7 protein-coding genes are annotated in these 18,260 nt (G+C 65.2%); 3 read left to right on the top strand and 4 right to left on the bottom strand.

Annotation, left to right across the window (positions count from 1 at the left end):
* Positions 1–218: 218 nt before the first annotated feature.
* Complete coding sequence (locus tag ABIB78_RS21260; protein WP_429028188.1) at positions 219–7,343, bottom strand: cadherin domain-containing protein; 7,125 nt, start codon at positions 7,341–7,343, stop codon at positions 219–221.
* An 869-nt stretch (positions 7,344–8,212) separates the two neighbouring features.
* On the opposite strand from ABIB78_RS21260, the gene ABIB78_RS21255 reads away from it, so the two are divergent.
* The 3 genes from ABIB78_RS21255 (at position 8,213) to ABIB78_RS21245 (ending at position 14,031) form a co-directional block, all read left to right on the top strand.
* Positions 8,213–9,379, top strand: coding sequence for an efflux RND transporter periplasmic adaptor subunit (locus tag ABIB78_RS21255; protein ID WP_429028514.1), 1,167 nt, complete (start codon positions 8,213–8,215; stop codon positions 9,377–9,379).
* A complete protein-coding gene (locus tag ABIB78_RS21250) occupies positions 9,376–12,549 on the top strand; it encodes an efflux RND transporter permease subunit (protein WP_429028185.1) in 3,174 nt (1,057 codons plus the stop codon). The genes ABIB78_RS21255 and ABIB78_RS21250 overlap by 4 nt, the downstream gene beginning before the upstream one ends.
* Before the next feature lie 291 nt (positions 12,550–12,840).
* Complete coding sequence (locus ABIB78_RS21245; protein ID WP_429028183.1) at positions 12,841–14,031, top strand: ABC transporter substrate-binding protein; 1,191 nt, start codon at positions 12,841–12,843, stop codon at positions 14,029–14,031.
* A gap of 178 nt (positions 14,032–14,209) precedes the next feature.
* On the opposite strand, the gene ABIB78_RS21240 is transcribed toward ABIB78_RS21245, so the two are convergent.
* The 3 genes from ABIB78_RS21240 to ABIB78_RS21230 form a co-directional block, all read right to left on the bottom strand.
* Positions 14,210–14,602 (bottom strand): MAPEG family protein, encoded by a 393-nt coding sequence (locus ABIB78_RS21240; RefSeq protein ID WP_429028181.1) that lies wholly within the window; start codon positions 14,600–14,602, stop codon positions 14,210–14,212.
* A gap of 91 nt (positions 14,603–14,693) precedes the next feature.
* Entirely contained in the window at positions 14,694–15,779 is a 1,086-nt protein-coding gene (locus tag ABIB78_RS21235; RefSeq protein ID WP_429028180.1) for a lipocalin-like domain-containing protein, read from the bottom strand.
* Positions 15,769–18,171: an FtsX-like permease family protein gene (locus tag ABIB78_RS21230; protein WP_429028512.1), complete on the bottom strand. Its 2,403-nt coding sequence runs from the start codon at positions 18,169–18,171 to the stop codon at positions 15,769–15,771. Before ABIB78_RS21230 ends, ABIB78_RS21235 begins: the two co-directional genes overlap by 11 nt.
* Positions 18,172–18,260 lie beyond the last annotated feature (89 nt).

Genomic DNA, 18,260 nt, shown 5'->3' with positions numbered 1-18,260 from the left:
ATGATGTCGCGTCGACGACGTGCGCACGATAGCGTGTTTTCCGCCAAGTGCAACCTGAACGATTGTCGTGCTTAGCTGATTCTTTGGTTGGCGCGTGACGCATTCGCGTTGTAGCGGTGCGGGTATTTCACTGTTGCGATCGACGTGAATGCACGCGACCGAATGCCGGACGCCTGCCGGGTGGTGCCGGCAGGAGTCGTTGTTGCGGCGACGTTCGATCAAACCACCAGATCGTGATGGGTCTGGACGTGATTGTCGACCGGCGTGCCGCCCATGGCGGCGAGTTGCAACTCATGGCCCGCCCACCCGGGTGTACCGGAACTGGAGTGCCCGCTGAACAGATCGGACAACGCCTGGGCGTTGCCGGCAAGCGCCGCGAAGTCGAGGTGGCTCAAGCCGGCAGGCGGTGTGCCGGCTGTCTGCTGGCTCGCGAACGTATCGGTCTGCGTGAACACGAAGTTCTGCCGCGTCTGGCTGGAGCCTGCGGTCGTGCTGTCGGCCTGCGCGACATCGGCCGCGCTCGGCAGCCGCCGCTCGCCGTCGGCGAGGCCGATATACATCAGGTCGTGGACGTCAGACGGCGAGCTGGAGTCGGGGAGGCCGAGCACATGTCCCAATTCATGGGCCACGGCGGTCAGGAGATCGAGATGCCCCGCTGCGGCCGTCGACGAATTGGTCAGCAGATCGGTGCCGGACGCATTGAGAGCTTGCGTGAACTCGAAATTATCCGACGGTGTCGGGTCGATGAACCAGCCGTGGCCGGCGGCATCGCTGTCGATCGTAATGTGGCCGGCGCTCTCCAGGCCTATGACCTGGCCGGCGAGGTCCGCGACGCTGAAGGTGACCGCCTCGAGTGCGGCGAGTTGGGTCGCACTGATGCCCGCGGCCGCCCATTGGTGGATTGCGACCGACATGACCGAGTCGAGCTGGCTCTGGGTCAGGTGGGTTTCGCCCGGGTTGGTGACATCGGCCTGCACACCGCCGTCCGCGGCGAGCATCGGTGCTGCGCCGAACCCGTTGCTGCTGCCCGCCGTCACGCTGATGGTAGGCGCCGTGGTGACTGTATTGTGCGATAGGACGTAGCTCGAAATCGCGGCGGTATCGGTCGCGCCGCCGAGGTAGGACGAACCATCGCCGGCGTGCAGGCCGACGGTGGTGTTGAAGCGATCGCGCAGCCGGATATCGGTGCCGCCATTCGCGCCCGAACCGAGGAACTGATTTTCCTGGGCGCCGCTGCCGCCCAGCGTCAGCGAGACGCTCTGCGCGTCAGCGGCGTGGGCGGGAGGTCCCGCGCTGGCTCCAACCGTGCCGGCATTCAGCTCGAAGCCGTGATTGCCGAACGTGCCGGGGTTGGACACCGTGTTGCCCATGACGATCGCGGTCAACAGCGCGTTGCCGCCATCGACCGCGTCGCCGGTCTGCAGTTCGATGCCGTCGTTGTTGTACTGGTACAGATGGTTGTTGGTGATCGTGACGCTGGAATTGGCACCACCGTCGGTGATGAAGCCGATGTCGCTGCCCTGGGCGGAGCCGCTGTTGGCAACGCCCGCGACGCCGATCGTGTTGGAATCGATCGTACCGGTAAACGAGCTTGCTCCCGATCCAGTGCTGATGCCGAGTGCGGTGCCGACCGCATCGCGCATGGTGTTGTTCGCGATGTTGAAGGTCAGGTTGGCGTGATCGCCCGTCCCACCGGAGCTGATGGTGATGCCGCCGCCGCCCGAGACGATATTCTGGTTGTTGTTCGAGAAGCTGTTGCCCAGTCCGGCGGTCGCGCCGCCCAGCACGAGGTCCGAACTGACACCGCCGTGCAGATCGAGCTGGAACAGGTCGCCGCGCGCCGACGTGAAAGTCGAGCTCTGAACCGTCGCGTTGAACGTTCCGTCGGTGGCCTGGAACACCAGTGCATCGCCCGACTGGTTTCCGGCCGCCGCATTGGTTGCGAAGGTCGAGCCCGTGATCGTGATGCGGTTGAGCGTCTGGCCACTGTTGTTGAAGACGTGGAACGCATCGAGTGCAGCGCCCGTGAAGGTCGAGTTGGTCACCGTCGCGGTGCCGGACAGGCCGGTGAAGTAGACGTCGCCTTCGCCGATGCCGCCGACGTTGTCGCCGTTGGTGCCGGTCACCGTGGTGTTGCCGAGGGTAAAGCCGGTGACGTTGGTGCCGACGATGCCGTAGTTCTGGAAGTCGTGCATCGCCAGATACGAAAGCTCGACGTCCTTGGTGTTGCTGAGGTAGATGCCGCTGCCCTGGCTGGTGCTGCCGTCGGCGCCGGTCTTGCTTGCAATGGTGCCGCCGCTGCCCGCCGTCGCGCCGTCGCCGGTGACATGCAGGCCGCCATTGCCGGCTGCGGTGCCGGTGTTGGAGAGGATGATGCCGTTGCCGGAGCCGCCGCTTGACGTGATGCTCTTGAAGGTGAGGTTGCTCGAGCCGATCTGGGTGTTCTCGACGTCGAGCGCGGTGCCGGTGCCCGATGTGATGGAATTGGCGGTTCCGGTCAGCGAGATCGTGCCGCCATGGGTGAAGCTCATGCCGGCGCCGCTGGCGGTCTTGACCGTGATGTCGGACATCGTGACGGTGCCGACATTGTTGCCGTCGTCGCTGATGCCGATGCCGCTGCCGGCCGAGGTATCGATGCTGACGCCGCTGATGGTATGGCCCGACGTGCCGAGCAGGTCGATGCCGTTGTCGGCGCCGGTCACCTTGATCACCGGATCGGTGCCGGAACCGACATTCGCGGTGACCACCTGGCTGGTCACCGGATTGGTGAACTGCAGCGTATGGCTACCGCCGATCAGGTTGACGCCGTTGGCGAGATTGATGCCGTTGGCTTCGGAGTAGGTGCCGGTGCCATGCTCGAGCACGACGTAGTCACCCGCGCCTGCCGGATTCGCCGCGTTGAAGGAGGCGATCGACGTATAGGGATCGGCCTGGGTGCCGAGGTTGGCGCTGGTGCCTGTCGTCGAGTTGTCGATATAGAACACCTGCGGGACGACGCCGACATGGAAGGTCTGGGCGCCCGATGAGAGCGGCCCGCCGGTGCCGGTGTTGCCGTTGTCGTTGACGTTCAGCGTCACCGTATCCGAGCCGGTGAAGCCGTCGTCGCTGTTGTAGGTCAGCGTCGCCAGCGCGGTGTTGACCTGCGCCGCCGTGCCGGTGAGCGTCACGGTGTGGCTGTCGTTGTTGGTGAAGCTTGCGAGTCCCGTAGTGGTGAAGGTCAGGTTCGCATGGCTGGATGAAATTGTCGCCGTGACGTTGCCGCTGCCGGCATCGACGTCGGCGATCGAAAGGCCGGAGATCGCGAGATTGGTGTGCGAGAAGGCAGTGCCGATCGAATTATCCGCCGGCACCGTCGCGGTGGGCGCATCGTCCACGGCGGTCACGCTCCCGGTCGTCGATCCCGTCCCGGTGTTGTTGCCGCCGTTTGCGGTGCCGCCGTCATCGTGCACGGTGAGGGTATAGGAACGCGCGGTGCTGTCGGGATTTTCGCTGGTGTTGTTGAACTGGATCAGGTCGAGCGCCGTATTGTAGTGCGCAAGCGTGTCGGTGCCGGTGAAGCTGATCGTCTCGGTCGTGCCGGTGCTGGTGATATCGAAATGGATGCTGCCGATATCGCCGCTGGTGCCGGCGTGACCTGCGATCGTGAGCGCATCCGACGGCTTCAGATTGTTCAGCACGAAGGTTGCGTCGGTCAGGTTGTTGCCTTCGGCATCTGATATCGTCAGGTTGGGCGTGATCGTGACCGGTGTCGAATTCGCGGCCGGCGTGCCGTTCGGCGGCTCGGAGAATCCGGTGATGGCGCCGAAGCTGACCACCGGCGCGTCGTTGACCGGCGTGACATGGATGGTCGAGGTCGAGGTGTTGCTGCTCGCCGAGCCGTCGTTGACCGTATAGCTGACGGTACGATCCGCCCCGGACGGGTTGTCGCTCGAGTTGAAGTAGGTGATGGAATCGAGCGCGGCCTTGTAGTTGGCGACGCTGGAAGAGCCCGTCAATGTCAGCACGCCCGTTCCGGCGTTGTAGGAGCCGGTGATGCCGTTCTGGTTGACGAAGCCTAGCACGTCCTGGCCAGCGGCAAAGCCGCCGGTGATCTGCACCGTCGCGCCGGCCATGTTGGCGCTGTCGACGTCGGACACGCTGACCGACGCGTCGATCACGGTCGCGGCCTGGTTTTCGAGATAATTCAGCGTGCCGCCGGCGGTCGTGACCGGTGGATCGTTGACCGGCGTGACATTGATGGTGTCGGTGACCGCCGTGGAATTCGCCGAGCCGTCATTGGTGATGATGGTGACGGTGCGCGCCAGGCCCGACGGGTTGTCGCTGGTGTTCTGATAGGTCACCGAGGCGAGCGCCGCCTGGTAGTCGGCGACGCTGGCCGTGCCTGTCAGCGTCAGGGTGCCGGTTCCGGCATCGAACGAGCCGGTGATGCCGTTCTGGGTGGTGAAGGCGAGGACGTCCTGGCCGGTCGCGTAGTTGCCGGTGATCTGCACGGTGGCGCCGGCCAGCGTGGTGTTGTCGACGTCGGATACGGTGATCGCAGGATCGAACGCGGTCGCGGCCTGGTTCTCCGTAAAGTTCAGGGTGTGGCCGGCGGTGACGACGGGCGGATCATTGACCGGAGCGACGTTGATGGTCTCGGTGGCGGGGGCGCCGTCGAGCGTGCCGTCATTGGCCGTGATGGTGACGGTGCGCGCCAGCCCGGACGGATTGTCGCTGGTGTTGACATAAGTCACCGATGCCAGCGCGGCCTGGTAGTTCGCGACGCTGGAGGATCCGGTCAGCGTCAGCGTACCGGTTGCGGCATCGAACGAGCCGGTGATGCCGTTCTGGTCGGTGAAGCCGAGGAGGTCCTGGCCGTTTGCGTAGTTGCCGGTGATCTGCACGGTCGCGGACGCCAGATTGGCGTTGTCGCCGTCGGATACGGTGATCGCCGAATCGATTACGGTCGCGGCCTGGTTTTCGGTGTAGTTCAGCGTGTGGCCGCCGGTAACGACCGGCGCCAGGTCGACGACGACGGCGATGGTGAAGGTCTGCTGGTTGTGCAGCGTACCATCCGAGGAATCGACCGTGACGTCATAGGACGGATCGGCGGCGAGGATCTTGCTGGGATCCGCGACCGTAATCTTGCCGGTATTGGGGTCGATGGTGAAGCCGCCGAGCGATGAGTCGCCGACCAGCGTATAGGTCACCGCCGGTCCGTTGACGTCGGTCGAAGCGGCGGTCACGTTGACATAGCTGCCGGCCGGGGCGCCGACCGCGACCTGATTGGCCGTACCGTCGCTGTCGACCGGCGTCGACGGTGCGACGTCGGTGACGCCGACGGTGAAGGTCTGCGTGCTGGTGCCGCCCGCACCGTCGCTGGCTGTCACCTTCACCGTGTAGGCGTGGCCTGGCGCGGTCTCATAATCGATCTTGCTCGAATCGGCGACGGTGATGACGCCGGTATTGGGATCCACCGCGAATCCGCCGACAGAACTGTCGTCGCCCGGCGCGATCGAATAGGTCACGGCCGGCCCGTTGACGTCGGTCGAGGCCGCCGTGACGCCGACCGTCGAGCCGTTGACGGCGCCTTCGGCAATGGTGTTGGGGTTAACATCGCTGTCGACCGGGGTCGACGGCGGGGCGTCGGTCACTGCAATGGTGAAGCTCTGTGTGCTGGTGCCGCCCGCACCGTCACTGGCCTGCGCGATCACCGTGTAGGAATGGCTCGGGCCGCTGCTCTCGTAGTCGATCTTGTTCGGGTCGGCGACGGTGATGACACCGGTACTGGGGTCGATGCCGAAGCCGCCGAGCGAGCTGTCGCCGGTCAGCGACCAGATGACGGGCGGACCGTTGACGTCGATCGAGGACGCGGTGATGCCGACGGCGGTGCCGGCGACCGCGCCTTCGACGACGGTGTTGACGGCGGCATTGCTGTCGACCGGAGCCGATGGCGCAGCGTCGGCGACGCCGATCGTGAAGGTCTGTGTGCTTGAAAGCGTGCCGTCGCTGGCCTGCGCCGTGATGGTGTAGGAATGGCTCGGGCCGCTGCTCTCATAGTCGATCTTGGTCGGATCGGCGACGGTGACGACGCCGGTCGTCGGATCGATGCTGAAGCCGTGGGCATCGCCGACCAGCGAATAGGTCACGTTGCCGCCATTGATGTCGGTCGCGTGCGCGGTGATCCCGACGACGGTGCCGATCGCCGCACCTTCGGCCACCGAGTTCGCCGTGAGATCCGTATCGGTCGGGGCCGCCGGCGGGGCATCGGTGATATTGATGGTGAAGGTCTGCGTCGACGAGGTCGCGCCGGCCGTCGCGTGCACGGTGATGGTGTAGGCGTGGCCCGGCGCGCTCTCGAAGTCGAGCTTGGTCGGATCGGCGACCGTGACGACGCCGGTATTGGGATCGATCTTGAAGCCGCCGACGGACGTGTCGCCGGTCAGCGAATAGGTCGTCGCGGGGCCGTTCGGATCGACCGCGGAGGCGGTGATGCCGACCGGCGTGTTGACCGCGGCGCCTTCGACGACGCTGTTGGCGGCGGGATTGATGTCGACCGGCGTAGAGACCGGCAGATCGTTGACGTTGATCGTGAAGCTCTGCGAACTGACGCCGCCATGGCCGTCGCTGGCCTGCACCGTGATGGTGTAGGCGTGGCCCGGCGCGGTTTCGAAGTCGATCTTGCTGGAATTGGCGACGCTGACGACGCCGGTATTCGGATCGATCTTGAAGCCGCCACTGGAGGAATCGGCGGTCAGCGAATAGGTGACGCCGGGGCCGTTAACATCGGCCGATGATGCGGTGATGCCGACCAGCGTGTTGACGGCGGCGCCTTCGTTGACCGCGTTGGCGGTGGCGCTGATGTCGGTCGGTGTCGAGGGCGGCGCGTTGCTGACGGCGATCGTGAAGCTCTGCGACGAGACGAAGATACCGTCGGTCGCCTGCACATTGACGACGTAACTGCCGCCGGAACTTTCGAAGTCGACCTTGGTGGGATCGGCGACCGACACCACGCCGGTGTTCGGATCGACCTTGAAGCCGCCATGCGAGGAATCGGATGCCAGCGAATAGGTGACCGGAAGGCCGATCAGGCTCGAGGATTGTGCGGTGATGCCGACCGAGGTGTTGGCTGCTGCGCCTTCCACGACCGTATTGATGCCTGAATTGGCATCGGTCGGTGGCGACAGGAAGCCGGAGACCGGCGGCCACGGCGTGCCGGGAGGACAGCCGAGATAGAGATATTGCAGGCCATACGTACCTGCGAACGCCTGCGCGGCCGGATCCAGGATAATATTGCCGCTCGGATCAAGATGAAGTTCGGGGCGGGTTAAACCACTGATTGTATAAGCAGGTATGGTCGTCATGAGCACTCCTGCGACCGGTGTGGAAGCCGATCAACAATTACAATTATTGGGGACGATGACGTGTGAAGCCGTTCACACGTTGAAGTTGATTACTAGCGACCGGAGATCGCACCGGGTCGTCCGCAATTCGAGACAGCCGCGATGTCCGCGGCGTCGTGACAGCAGCAAGGTCAAATGCGCTTGCCATTACGTAGTCGCCTTCACTCACTCGCGCCGCGACAAAACACAATGAATGTTCGAGAAAAATGCGGCGGCCAGAAAAATTCACTCTCTGGCAACCATGACCGTATGGGCGATATTTCCGAGTGTCAATGTGTGTCCGCGTGACAACCGCGCCGTTAACTATGATTCTGCCATGCAGCGGGAGGTAGAGTATAAGAATCTGGCCGGCCTTGCCGTCTGCGGGCTGAGGAGGTTTCCGCGCCAAAAGCCGAATCGGGTTCGTGTGACGAATCTGTGAAACGAACTCGCGTTGTGATTGATTCGGGACGATCCGTCTGTGATCTCGCGCGTCCGATAGGCCAGCCAAACTGCCCCTTTTCGTCGTCACGGCTTCGCGTTCGCGTCGTAAGGCTTTCAGACTACGCAACTATTTGCTTGATCCGGCGGCCATCTTGAACAGACTGGGGGGCGGCTACATCTGTGACGTCCGCCGCCGCGACATCGCGGCGGTTCATCTGCGTAGAATCACCGCAATTTCAATTGCGACTTTCGTAGCCCTGCATTGGTGGCGTGCTTTCGTGGTCTTGGGGGAGAGAGAATTGAGTTCGATTGACAGAACAGGGCGTGTGGCTCCGCTGACCGGCGTCGGGCGTCACTCGCTTCGCCGCCAAGGAGTCGTCAGGGCGTGCTGGCTCGGCCTCGCGCCGATCGGGCTATTGGCCGCGCTGACGCTCGGCGGCTGCAGCGACAAGAGTGCGCAATCGCAGGCCGCGCCTCCGCCGCCGCCCGTCACGGTCGCGCAGCCGGTCAAGCGAACGGTCACCGACTGGGACGAGTTCACCGGCCGCTTCGAGGCGATCGAGGAGGTTCAGGTCCGCGCCCGTGTCGGCGGCTTCGTCAACAGTGTCGAGTTCAAGGATGGTGCGATCGTCCACGCCGGCGATCTGCTCTATACCATTGACCCGCGACCATTCGAGGCGGTCGTGCTGCAGGCCGAAGGTCAGCTCGCTGATGCGCGCGCCAAGGGGGAACTTGCCAAGCGCGATCTCGAGCGCGGGCTGAACCTGGTGCAGACCAGCGCGGTCTCCGAGCAGGTCGTCGACCAGCGGCGCCAAGCGTTGCAGGCAGCGCGCGCCGCCGAGACCCAGGCCGAGGGCACGCTGAAGGCCGCGCAGCTCAACGTCGAATTCAGCCACGTGCTGGCGCCGATCACCGGCCGTGTCAGCCGGCATTTGGTGACTCCGGGCAATCTGGTGCAGGGCAGCGAGGGCGGTGCGACGCTGTTGACCTCGATCGTGTCGCTCGACCCGATCTACATCTATTTCGACATCGACGAGGCGACCTATCAACGCAACAGCAAGCTGTGGTTCGAGGGCCGGCGGCCGAGCTCGCGCGACACGGCGAACCCGGTGCAGGTGACGCTGACCGGCGAAACCAAGCCTTCACATGAAGGCAAGATGGACTTCCTCGACAACCGCCTCGACGTCTCCACCGCGACGCTGCGCAGCCGCGCGGTGATTCCGAACCATGATCTCTCGATCCTGCCCGGCCAGTTCGGCCGCGTCCGCATCATCGGCTCCTCGCCCTACGAGGCGCTGCTGATCCCGGACACGGCTATCGCCACCGATCAGTCGCGCAAGATCGTGTTCGTGGTCAAGGACGACAACACGGTGGAAGCGAGAGCTGTTGTGCTCGGCCCGCTCGACGAGGGCCTGCGCGTAATCCGTGAGGGCCTGAAGGCGGAAGACCATGTGATCGTCGACGGGCTGCAGCGCGCCCGCGTCGGCGCCAAGGTGACGCCGAAAATGGCGCAGGCTCCGGCAGGAGACAAGCCCGCGGCCGATGCCAAGCCGGCGGCAGGTGCGAAGCCATGAATCTCGGCAGGCTCTCCATCAACCAGCCCATCCTCGCGATGGTGCTGTCGATCGTGCTGCTGATTGTCGGCGCGATCGCCTATCCGACGCTGCCGGTCTCGGAATATCCGCAGGTGGTGCCGCCGACCGTCACCGTCACCACGCAATATCCGGGCGCCTCGGCGCAGACCGTGTCCGACACCGTTGCCGCCCCGATCGAGCAGGAGATCAACGGCGTCGAGGACATGCTGTATCTCTACAGCCAGGCGACCTCGAACGGCCAGCTCACCATCACCGCAACTTTCAAGCTCGGCACCGACCTCGACAAGGCCCAGGTGCTGGTCCAGAACCGCGTCGCGATCGCGCAGCCGCGGTTGCCTGAAGAGGTGCAGCGCAATGGCGTCGTCACCCGCAAGAACTCGCCCGACATCCTGATGGTCGTGTTCATGCTGTCGCCCGACGACAGTTTCGACCAGCTCTATATCTCGAACTACGCGCTGCTGCAGGTCCGCGACCAGCTGCTGCGGCTCGACGGCGTCGGCGACATCCAGATGTTCGGCGCGCGCGATTACTCGATGCGGCTGTGGCTCGATCCCGACAGGATCGCCAATCTCGGCCTGACCTCGGGCGAGGTGCTGGCCGCGATCCGGGCGCAGAACCTGCAGATCGCGGGCGGACAGATCGCGGAACCGCCGATCGCCGACCGCGCCTTCCAACCGAATCTGGTCTTCACCGGCCGCCTCAAGGACATCAGGCAGTTCGAGGACATCGTGGTGAAGGCCGGTTCCGACGGTCGCACCGTGCGGCTGCACGACGTCGCCCGCGTCGAGCTCGGCGCGCTGTCCTACGCCACCAACAGCTTCCTGCTGCGCAAATCGGCGGTCGCCCTGCTGGTGACGCAGCGGCCCGGATCGAATGCGCTCGCCACCGCCAAGAGCATCTCCGACACGATGGAGCGGATGAAGGCGAGTTTCCCGAAGGGGCTCGACTACAATATCGGCTACAACCCGACCGAATTCATCGCCCAGTCGGTCCATGAGCTGATCAAGACGATCTACGAGGCGATGGCGCTTGTCGTCATCGTGGTGCTGGTGTTCCTGCAGGGCTGGCGGCCCGCGATCATTCCGATCATCGCGATCCCGGTGTCGCTGGTCGGCACCTTCGCGGTGATGGCCGCGCTCGGCTTCTCGATCAACAATCTGACGCTGTTCGGCCTCGTCCTCGCGGTCGGCATCGTGGTCGACGACGCCATCGTGGTGGTCGAGAATGTCGAGCGGCATCTTGAGCACGGCATGAGCCGGCGCGATGCGGCGCTCAAGACCATGGAGGAGGTCGGCGGCGCGCTGGTCTCGATTGCGCTGGTGCTATGCGCGGTGTTCGTGCCGACCGCCTTCCTCGGCGGCATCTCCGGGCAGTTCTTCCAGCAATTCGCCGTGACGATCGCGGTCGCGACCGCGATTTCCTGCTTCTGCTCGCTGACGCTGTCGCCGGCGCTGGCTTCGCAGATCCTGGTGCCGCACGAGGATAAGCGCCCGCCGGCGCGCTGGAACATCATCGCGCGCGGCTGGAACAGTTTCACCGCGCTGTTCAACCGGGTGTTCGACCGGCTGGCCCACGGCTATGCGGCGGTGGCCGACTTCGTGATCCGGCACACGGTGGTGATGCTCGCGATCTACCTCGCGCTGATCGGCAGCGCCGGCTGGCTGCTCGCGACCACCTCCCAAGGCTTCATTCCGGCGCAGGATCGCGGCTACGTCATCATCTCGGCGCAACTGCCGGGCGCCGCGTCGCTGGCGCGCACTACGGCGGTGGTGCGCGAGATCGAGCGGATTGCGCTGGATACGCCGGGCATCGTGCGCGTCGCGGCGTTCGCCGGCTTCTCCGGCGCGACGCGCACACAGCAGGGCAACGCCGCGGCGCTATTCCCGGTGTTCGACGAGCCGGAGGCGCGGCTTAAGAAGGGGCTGACGGCGAACGCGATCACCGCCGAACTGCGCAAGCGCCTGGCGGTGATCCAGGGCGCCTTCATCATCGTCATTCCGCCGCCGGCCGTGCCCGGTATCGGTACCGGTGGCGGTTTCACGATCCGCGTCCAGGATCGGCAGGGGCGCGGTCCCGAACTGCTGGCGGCCGCGACCGACGAACTGGTGCTGGCCGCGCGCAAATCGCCGTCGCTCACCTCGGTGTTCTCGCCGTTCTCGGCCAACACGCCGCAATTGTTCGTCGATATCGATCGCGTGAAGGCGCAGAAGCTCGGCGTTCCGATCGCCAATGTCACCGACACGATCGAGACCTATTTCGGCTCGACCTATGTCAACGACTTCAACCTGTTCGGGCGCACCTATCACGTCACCGCGCAGGCCGATCTTCCGTTCCGCAAAGAGACCACCGATCTCTCGCGGTTGCGCACCCGCAACGCCGCCGGCGACATGGTGATGCTTGGCAGCATCGTGGACTTCAAGGACATCTCGGGACCCGACCGGGTCGCGCGCTACAATCTCTACTCGGCGTCCGAATTGCAGGGTGAGCCGGCACCGGGGGTAAGCTCGACGACGGCGCTCAACACCATCAAGAAGCTCGCCGATGAAACCTTGCCCAGCGGCTTCTCGTTCGAATGGACCGACCTGTCCTACCAGCAGGTCAACGGCGCCAATGCCGGCCTCTACGTGTTCCCGATCTGCGTGCTGTTCGTCTATCTGGTGCTGGCCGCGCAGTATGGCAGCTGGACATTGCCGTTCGCAGTAATCCTGATCGTGCCGATGTGCCTGTTCGCGGCCACGATCGGCGTGCGTATCATGGGCCAGGACGTCAACATCCTGACCCAGATCGGCTTCGTGGTGCTGGTGGGATTGGCCGCCAAGAACGCGATCCTGATCGTCGAGTTCGCGCGCGATATCGAGCTCGAGGGCAAGCCGCGGCTGGAGGCGGTGATCGAGGCCTGCCGGCTCCGCCTGCGGCCGATCCTGATGACATCGTTCGCCTTCATCCTCGGCGTGCTGCCGCTGGTGGTGTCGACCGGCTCCGGCTCGGAGATGCGGCAGGCGGTCGGTGTCGCCGTGTTCTTCGGCATGCTCGGCGTCACCCTGTTCGGCCTGGTCTTCACGCCGATCTTCTACATGGTGGTGCGCAACCTCGCGGAAGGAAAGAACGAGGGCAAGCCGGCCACGCCTGCGGCGACCGTGGCGGGGTGAGGCGCCTGGAGCAGCTGCGCGAAGGAGACGCGGTACTGGCCCGTCATCCTGAGAAGCGCGGAATGCGCGTCTCGAAGGATGCAAGGCCTGGCTGGTGGCCGTTCGCCCTTCGAGGCTCGCCCAGCGGCGCAATTGCGCCGCAAGGCTCGCACCTCAGGCTGACGGGTCAAAAACTATGCGGCTACCACGAGCCCATACTATTGGCTTATCGGAAATCGATGGGCAGCCGCAGGGTTATAAAATAATGTCGCGCCGATTTTTCCTGATAGAAGTTACTGGGAGAGCACAAAAATGAAGTCGGGATTTTTGGCCGCGGTCGCGGCTTGCAGCCTGATGCTGGCAGTGCCGGCGTCGGCCCAGGGCGTCAAGATCGGTATCCTGAACGATCAGTCCGGCGTCTATGCCGATTACGGCGGCAAATATTCGCTCGAAGCTGCGCGGATGGCGGTCGAGGATTTCGGCGGCGAGGTGCTGGGACAGAAGATCGAGATCGTCACCGCCGACCATCAGAACAAGCCGGACCTTGCGACCGCGATTGCGCGACGCTGGTACGAGGTCGAGAACGTCGACATGATCACCGAGCTCACCACCTCGTCGGTCGCGCTCGCTGTGCAGGAGCTGTCAAAGGAAAAGAAGAAGATCGACATCGTGGTCGGCGCGGCGACCTCGCGCATTTCAGGCGATGCCTGCACGCCCTACAGCTTTCACTGGGCCTACGACACCCGCGCGCTCGCGGTCGGCACTGGCGGCGCGCTGACCGAAGCGGGCGGCAACACCTGGTTCTTCCTGACCGCCGACTACGCCTTCGGCTATGCGCTGGAAAAGGACACCAGCGACATCGTCGCCTCGAAGGGCGGCAAGGTGGTCGGATCGGTCCGCGTGCCCCTCAACTCGTCGGACTTCTCGTCCTTCCTGCTGCAGGCGCAGAGCTCGAAGGCGAAGATCATCGGGCTCGCCAATGCCGGACTCGATACCACCAACTCGATCAAGCAGGCAGCCGAGTTCGGTATCGTGCGCGGCGGCCAGAAGCTTGCCGGCCTGCTGATGACTCTGTCGGAGGTGCACGGTCTTGGGCTCGAGGCGGCTCAGGGCCTGGTGCTCACCGAGGGCTTCTATTGGGATCACGACGATGCCTCGCGTGCATTCAGCGAACGCTTCATCAAGCGCACCAGCCACATGCCGAGCATGATCCATGCCGGTACCTATTCGGCGACGCTGAGCTACCTGAAGGCGGTGAAGGCCGCCGGCACCAAGGATAGCGAGGCGGTCGCCGCGAAGCTGAAGGAGCTCCCGGTCGATGACGCCTTCGCCAAGGGCAAGGTGCTCGCCAACGGCCGCATGGTGCACGACCTCTATCTGTTCGAGGTCAAGAAGCCCTCGGAGTCGAAGAAGCCATGGGACTATTACAAGCAGCTCGCGGTGGTGCCCGGCGACAAGGCGTTCTTCAGCGCCAAGGACAGCGGCTGCCCGCTGACCAAATGACGCGAAGCTGACGTATTGCGCAGCTCGCGACACAACATCACCGTCGTCCCTGCGGAAGCAGGGACCCATGACCACTGATTTCAGTTGTTGTGCAGCGCTGCGGCCCCAGCCTTCGCAAAACTGGTTGCTGTGGTTATGGGTCTCGGCTTTCGCCGGGACGACAGTGGAATGTGTCGCGTCACCCGTGCACCAGCCGCCACACCGCGCCGCCGATCGCGCCGATCCACAGGATGATGCAGGCCACGGCCTGGATGGCAAAACCTCGGCTGCGTTTCGCCACCGCCTCGCGATAGCCGATGAAGTAGACGATGCGGCCGATCACCCAGAGCGCGCCGACGGTCGCGGCCGCGGCATCGCCGATATAGATCGCGAACAGCCAGAGCGACGGCAGGAAGATCGGCATCCACTCCAGCGTGTTCATCTGGATGCGGAAGATGCGCTCGAAATCCGGATGGCCCGAGATCGCCGGAAGCTTGACGCCGTAGGCGACCCGGGCGCGCGCGACCTGTGTCGACGTAAAGAAATAGAACGCGATCGCAAGGCAAGTGACGATGGCCGTGTAGTGGTACATGTCAGGCGTGTCCTCTTGTTTCATTGGCCCCGATGTCATGACGGGGCGGCAGGGGCCGGTGTGACAGGCGGAATTTTTTGACTGGGCCGCTCTAGTATCCGGTCATCTCAAGATAGCCGATTCCGGCGTGGCTGCCTGAAAAGCGGATCGGGCCTTCCCAATAGGGGAAGCTGGTTCCCATCCAGGCCTTCGGATTGAGCGGCGTGGTTTCGATGGCAAGGCCGCGCGCGGGCAGGGTGACCCGCCAAGACGTCGGCAGCTTGCGGCCGTCGATCTCGGTGGTCGCAAGCGGCGCGATGCTGTTCCCGGGGGCGGCGATCTCGGCCGAGCGGCCGTCCGGCGTGATCCAGTTGCCGAACAGGTTTTCGCGGCCGTCCTTCTGGCGCAGGCGGTACAGCATCAGCTTCTCGTCGCCGGGCAGGTGCAGCGAGAACCAGTCCCAGCCGGTCTGATCTGATGCCAGCGGCTGGCTGCTCCATTCGCGATCCATCCACGCCATGCCCGTGACGTCGACCGGTCTGTCGCCGATCACGATACGGCCGGACGCCTTGTAGAATGGCTGGCTATAGTAATAGGAGGCCTGTGCGCGATCCGATTTGCGGCTGTAGCCGTGGTCACCCTGCAGCACCAATGCGCGGTCGGCATCGAGGCGGAGCGCCGTGCTGAAGTCGGCAGCCGAGGCCTTGAGCTCGAGCGGCGCGACGCGCTGCGCGTCGAACGCATCCAGCCCGCGCATGTCCCAGGCGTCGATCCAGGCGCGCAACGGTGTGGCCTCGACACCGGCCTGCCCGATACCGCCGCGCGCAAACGTCTCGCTGAAGCGATGCGTGGTGGCGCTGGTCACCGCGGCGTGGCCCATCCAGACCTGCTGATTGGCCCAGCCCTCGCTAGGGCCGCCCGGCTTCATCGCCTGGCGAAACAGCGTCCATTGCGCGCCAAAGGCCGCGCCGCTGGCATCGGACAGATTTGCCGTCACGTACCACCATTCGATCCGGAACTCCGGATGCGGGCCGTGATCGACGGGAAATGCGAACGGCTTGCCCGGCGTGACGGCGGCAAATCCCTCGGCGCTCTCGCCGAGCCCGGCAAAGCCCTGCGCAAGACTCTTGCCGCCGAGCGCGAGCGCCAGCGCACCGCCGGCAAAGGCGCGACGCGTGATCGTGCCGCTAGCGCTCATTGACAAAGGTCCGGATCAGGGTGGCCGGCTGCATGCGGGCCAGTCTAGCGACCGGGAGCGCAGCGGCACAGAGTGCTGCGGCCATCGCGACGGCGATCAGCTCGATCAGCTGCAGCGGGAAGACGTGGAATGGCAGCCGCCAGCCGAACGCTTTGACGTTGACGATCGCAAGCAGGCACCACGCGACCAGAAGGCCGAGCGGCAGCGCGAACAGCGCGGTGATCAATGCAACCGCCATGGTCTTCAACAGTTCGAGCGCCGCGAGCCGGCGCCGCGTCAGGCCGATCGCCCACAGCGGTGCAAGCTGCGGCAGCCGCGAATTGGCCAAGGTCAGCAGGCTGGTCAGCAGCGCGATGCCGGCGACGCCGAGCGTGAAGGCGTTGAGCGCCGCGGTTACCGAGAAGGTGCGGTTGAACACCCGTTTCGATTCCCGCTTCATCGTCGCCTGGTCGGCGACGTTGCGATCGTCGAGGCCGAACTTCTCCTGCAACGCGGTGATCAGCGGCGCGATGTGATCGGGCGCGACGCGGAGCCCGAGCCGGGTCTGCGGCGTCTGCGGGAAGCGCCGGGTCAGCGCGGCGAAGTTGACCGCGATCTGGCCCTTGGGGTTGCCGTAATCGGCATAGATGCCGACGATCTCGAGCGGCCAATTGCCGCCGGGGGCGGGCACCTCGATATGATCGCCGAGGCCAAGCTTCAGCCGCCGCGACAGCTGCTCGCTGACAAGGCAGGTATCGCCGGGACGCAACCTGACCCAGGCATTCGCAGTGCTTTCCAGCAACGGCCAGTTGTCGCGATAGGTGGCGTGGTCGGGCAGGCCGAGCACCTCGATCGGCGCGCCGCCGAGCTGGGTGTCGGCGCGGCCGCCGGGCAGGATCGCCCGAACCTCCGGCCGGTCGCGCAGCCATGCCTTGATCTGCGTTGCCTGCGTGTCGCTGGCGGCGCTGATATAGACGTCGGCGGCAAGGCGGCCGTCGAGCCAGACCAGGAAGGTGCGGCTGAAACTTTCCACCATGGTGCCGACGCCGACATTGACCGCGAGCGCGAGCAAGAGCGCCATCAGCGCCAGCGACAGGCCCGAGAGCTGCTGGCGGCTGTCGGCCCAGAACCAGATGCTGACCGGTTCTCGCGCGCTGCGCTGGCCGAATGCGAGCGCGATCTGCAGCACCATCGGCAGGATCAAGGCCGCGCCGAGCATCAGTGCGGCCAGTACGGCAAAGCCGGCGATCAGGGAATCGCCGAACTGAATGAGAACCGCGGCGACCGCAAACACCGCGACGGCTGCCGCGCTCTGGAACATCAGCCAGCGGCGCTGCGCCTGCTGCCAGGCTTGCGGCTGCGCCGTCGCCAGCACCGGCATCCGGATCGCCTTGGCAAGGCTCGCCGCGGCGGCGGCGAGCGCACCCAGGATGCTGATGGCGATGCCGGCGAACCACCAGACGGGTTTGAGCGAAAGCTGTCCGGGAATCTGCGCGCCATAGAGCCCGCGCAGGGAGGCCGCGACATCGGGCAGCAAGGCCGCCGCGATGAAGTAGCCGCAGACCAGGCCGATCAAACCGGCGATCAGTGCGAGCGACACCAGCTCGATCACCAGCACGGTGTTGAGCATCCGCGCCGAGACGCCGCAGGCGCGCAGCGTGCGCAGCATCGGCAGCCGCTGCTCGAAAGCGAGGCCGATCGCGGAGTTGACGATGAACAGGCCGACGAAGAACGACAGCAGGCCGAATGCGGTGAGGTTGAGATGGAAACTGTCGGTCAGGCGTTCGAGATCGCTCTCGGCGCTCGGCTCGACCAGCCGCAGCTTGTCGCCGACGACGTTCTCCAAGGCCGCGCGCGGCGCGCTCGACTTGCCGATCAGCAGACGCGAGAGCTGGCCGGGCATCTTCAGGATGTCCTGCGCGATGCCGATGTCGACGACCAGCGCGCCGGGCGCGAGCTCGGCCTGCACGCGCAGCGGTGGCAAGCTGATGCCGTTGGCCTGCGGCCGGTCGCCTTCCTTGAGCCCGGGATCGTGCAGCGTTTCGCCCGCCACCAACATTTCGCCCGGCGGCGTGACGAAGGATTGCAGGCTGCCGCGGCCGACCGCCGGCGCGTTGCCGACCTCGGACGGCAGCGTCACCGGCTCGACACCGAGCAGGCGGAAGCTGCGCCCGTCGATCTGGACGCGGCCCTCCAGCATCGGCGACACCGGCCAGCCGGCGCGGCGCAGGTCTACGAAGAGTCTTTGCGGGAAGGTCGCGCTGTCGGGGCTCACCAGGACAGCGGTGCGCGAGCCGCCGAAGGTTGCGGCGGCACGGTCATAGGCGATGCGGGCCTGCTGGTTCAACGCCTGCACGCCGCTCCACAGCGCGGTTGCCGAGATCAGCCCGATCAGCAGCGTTGCAAGCTGCATCGGATGCCGCCGCCAATGGCTGAGCAGCACGGCGAGGATCCAGACCGCCCGGGAGCCTTTTCCGTTACCCACCTCGCTCGAAGACGCTC

The organism is Bradyrhizobium sp. I1.14.4 (assembly GCF_050435825.1).
In the GTDB taxonomy this organism is placed as follows: Bacteria; Pseudomonadota; Alphaproteobacteria; order Rhizobiales; family Xanthobacteraceae; genus Bradyrhizobium.
This window is presented reverse-complemented; position numbering and strand designations above follow the sequence as displayed.

Bases quoted from the DNA above. Each gene is read 5' to 3' on its own strand.
- ABIB78_RS21260 (WP_429028188.1), bottom strand. From the start codon at position 7,343: ATGACGACCATACCTGCTTATACAATCAGTGGTTTAACCCGCCCCGAA.
- ABIB78_RS21250 (WP_429028185.1), top strand. From the start codon at position 9,376: ATGAATCTCGGCAGGCTCTCCATCAACCAGCCCATCCTCGCGATGGTG.
- ABIB78_RS21245 (WP_429028183.1), top strand. From the start codon at position 12,841: ATGAAGTCGGGATTTTTGGCCGCGGTCGCGGCTTGCAGCCTGATGCTG.
- ABIB78_RS21240 (WP_429028181.1), bottom strand. From the start codon at position 14,602: ATGTACCACTACACGGCCATCGTCACTTGCCTTGCGATCGCGTTCTAT.
- ABIB78_RS21235 (WP_429028180.1), bottom strand. From the start codon at position 15,779: ATGAGCGCTAGCGGCACGATCACGCGTCGCGCCTTTGCCGGCGGTGCG.
- ABIB78_RS21230 (WP_429028512.1), bottom strand. From the start codon at position 18,171: ATGCAGCTTGCAACGCTGCTGATCGGGCTGATCTCGGCAACCGCGCTG.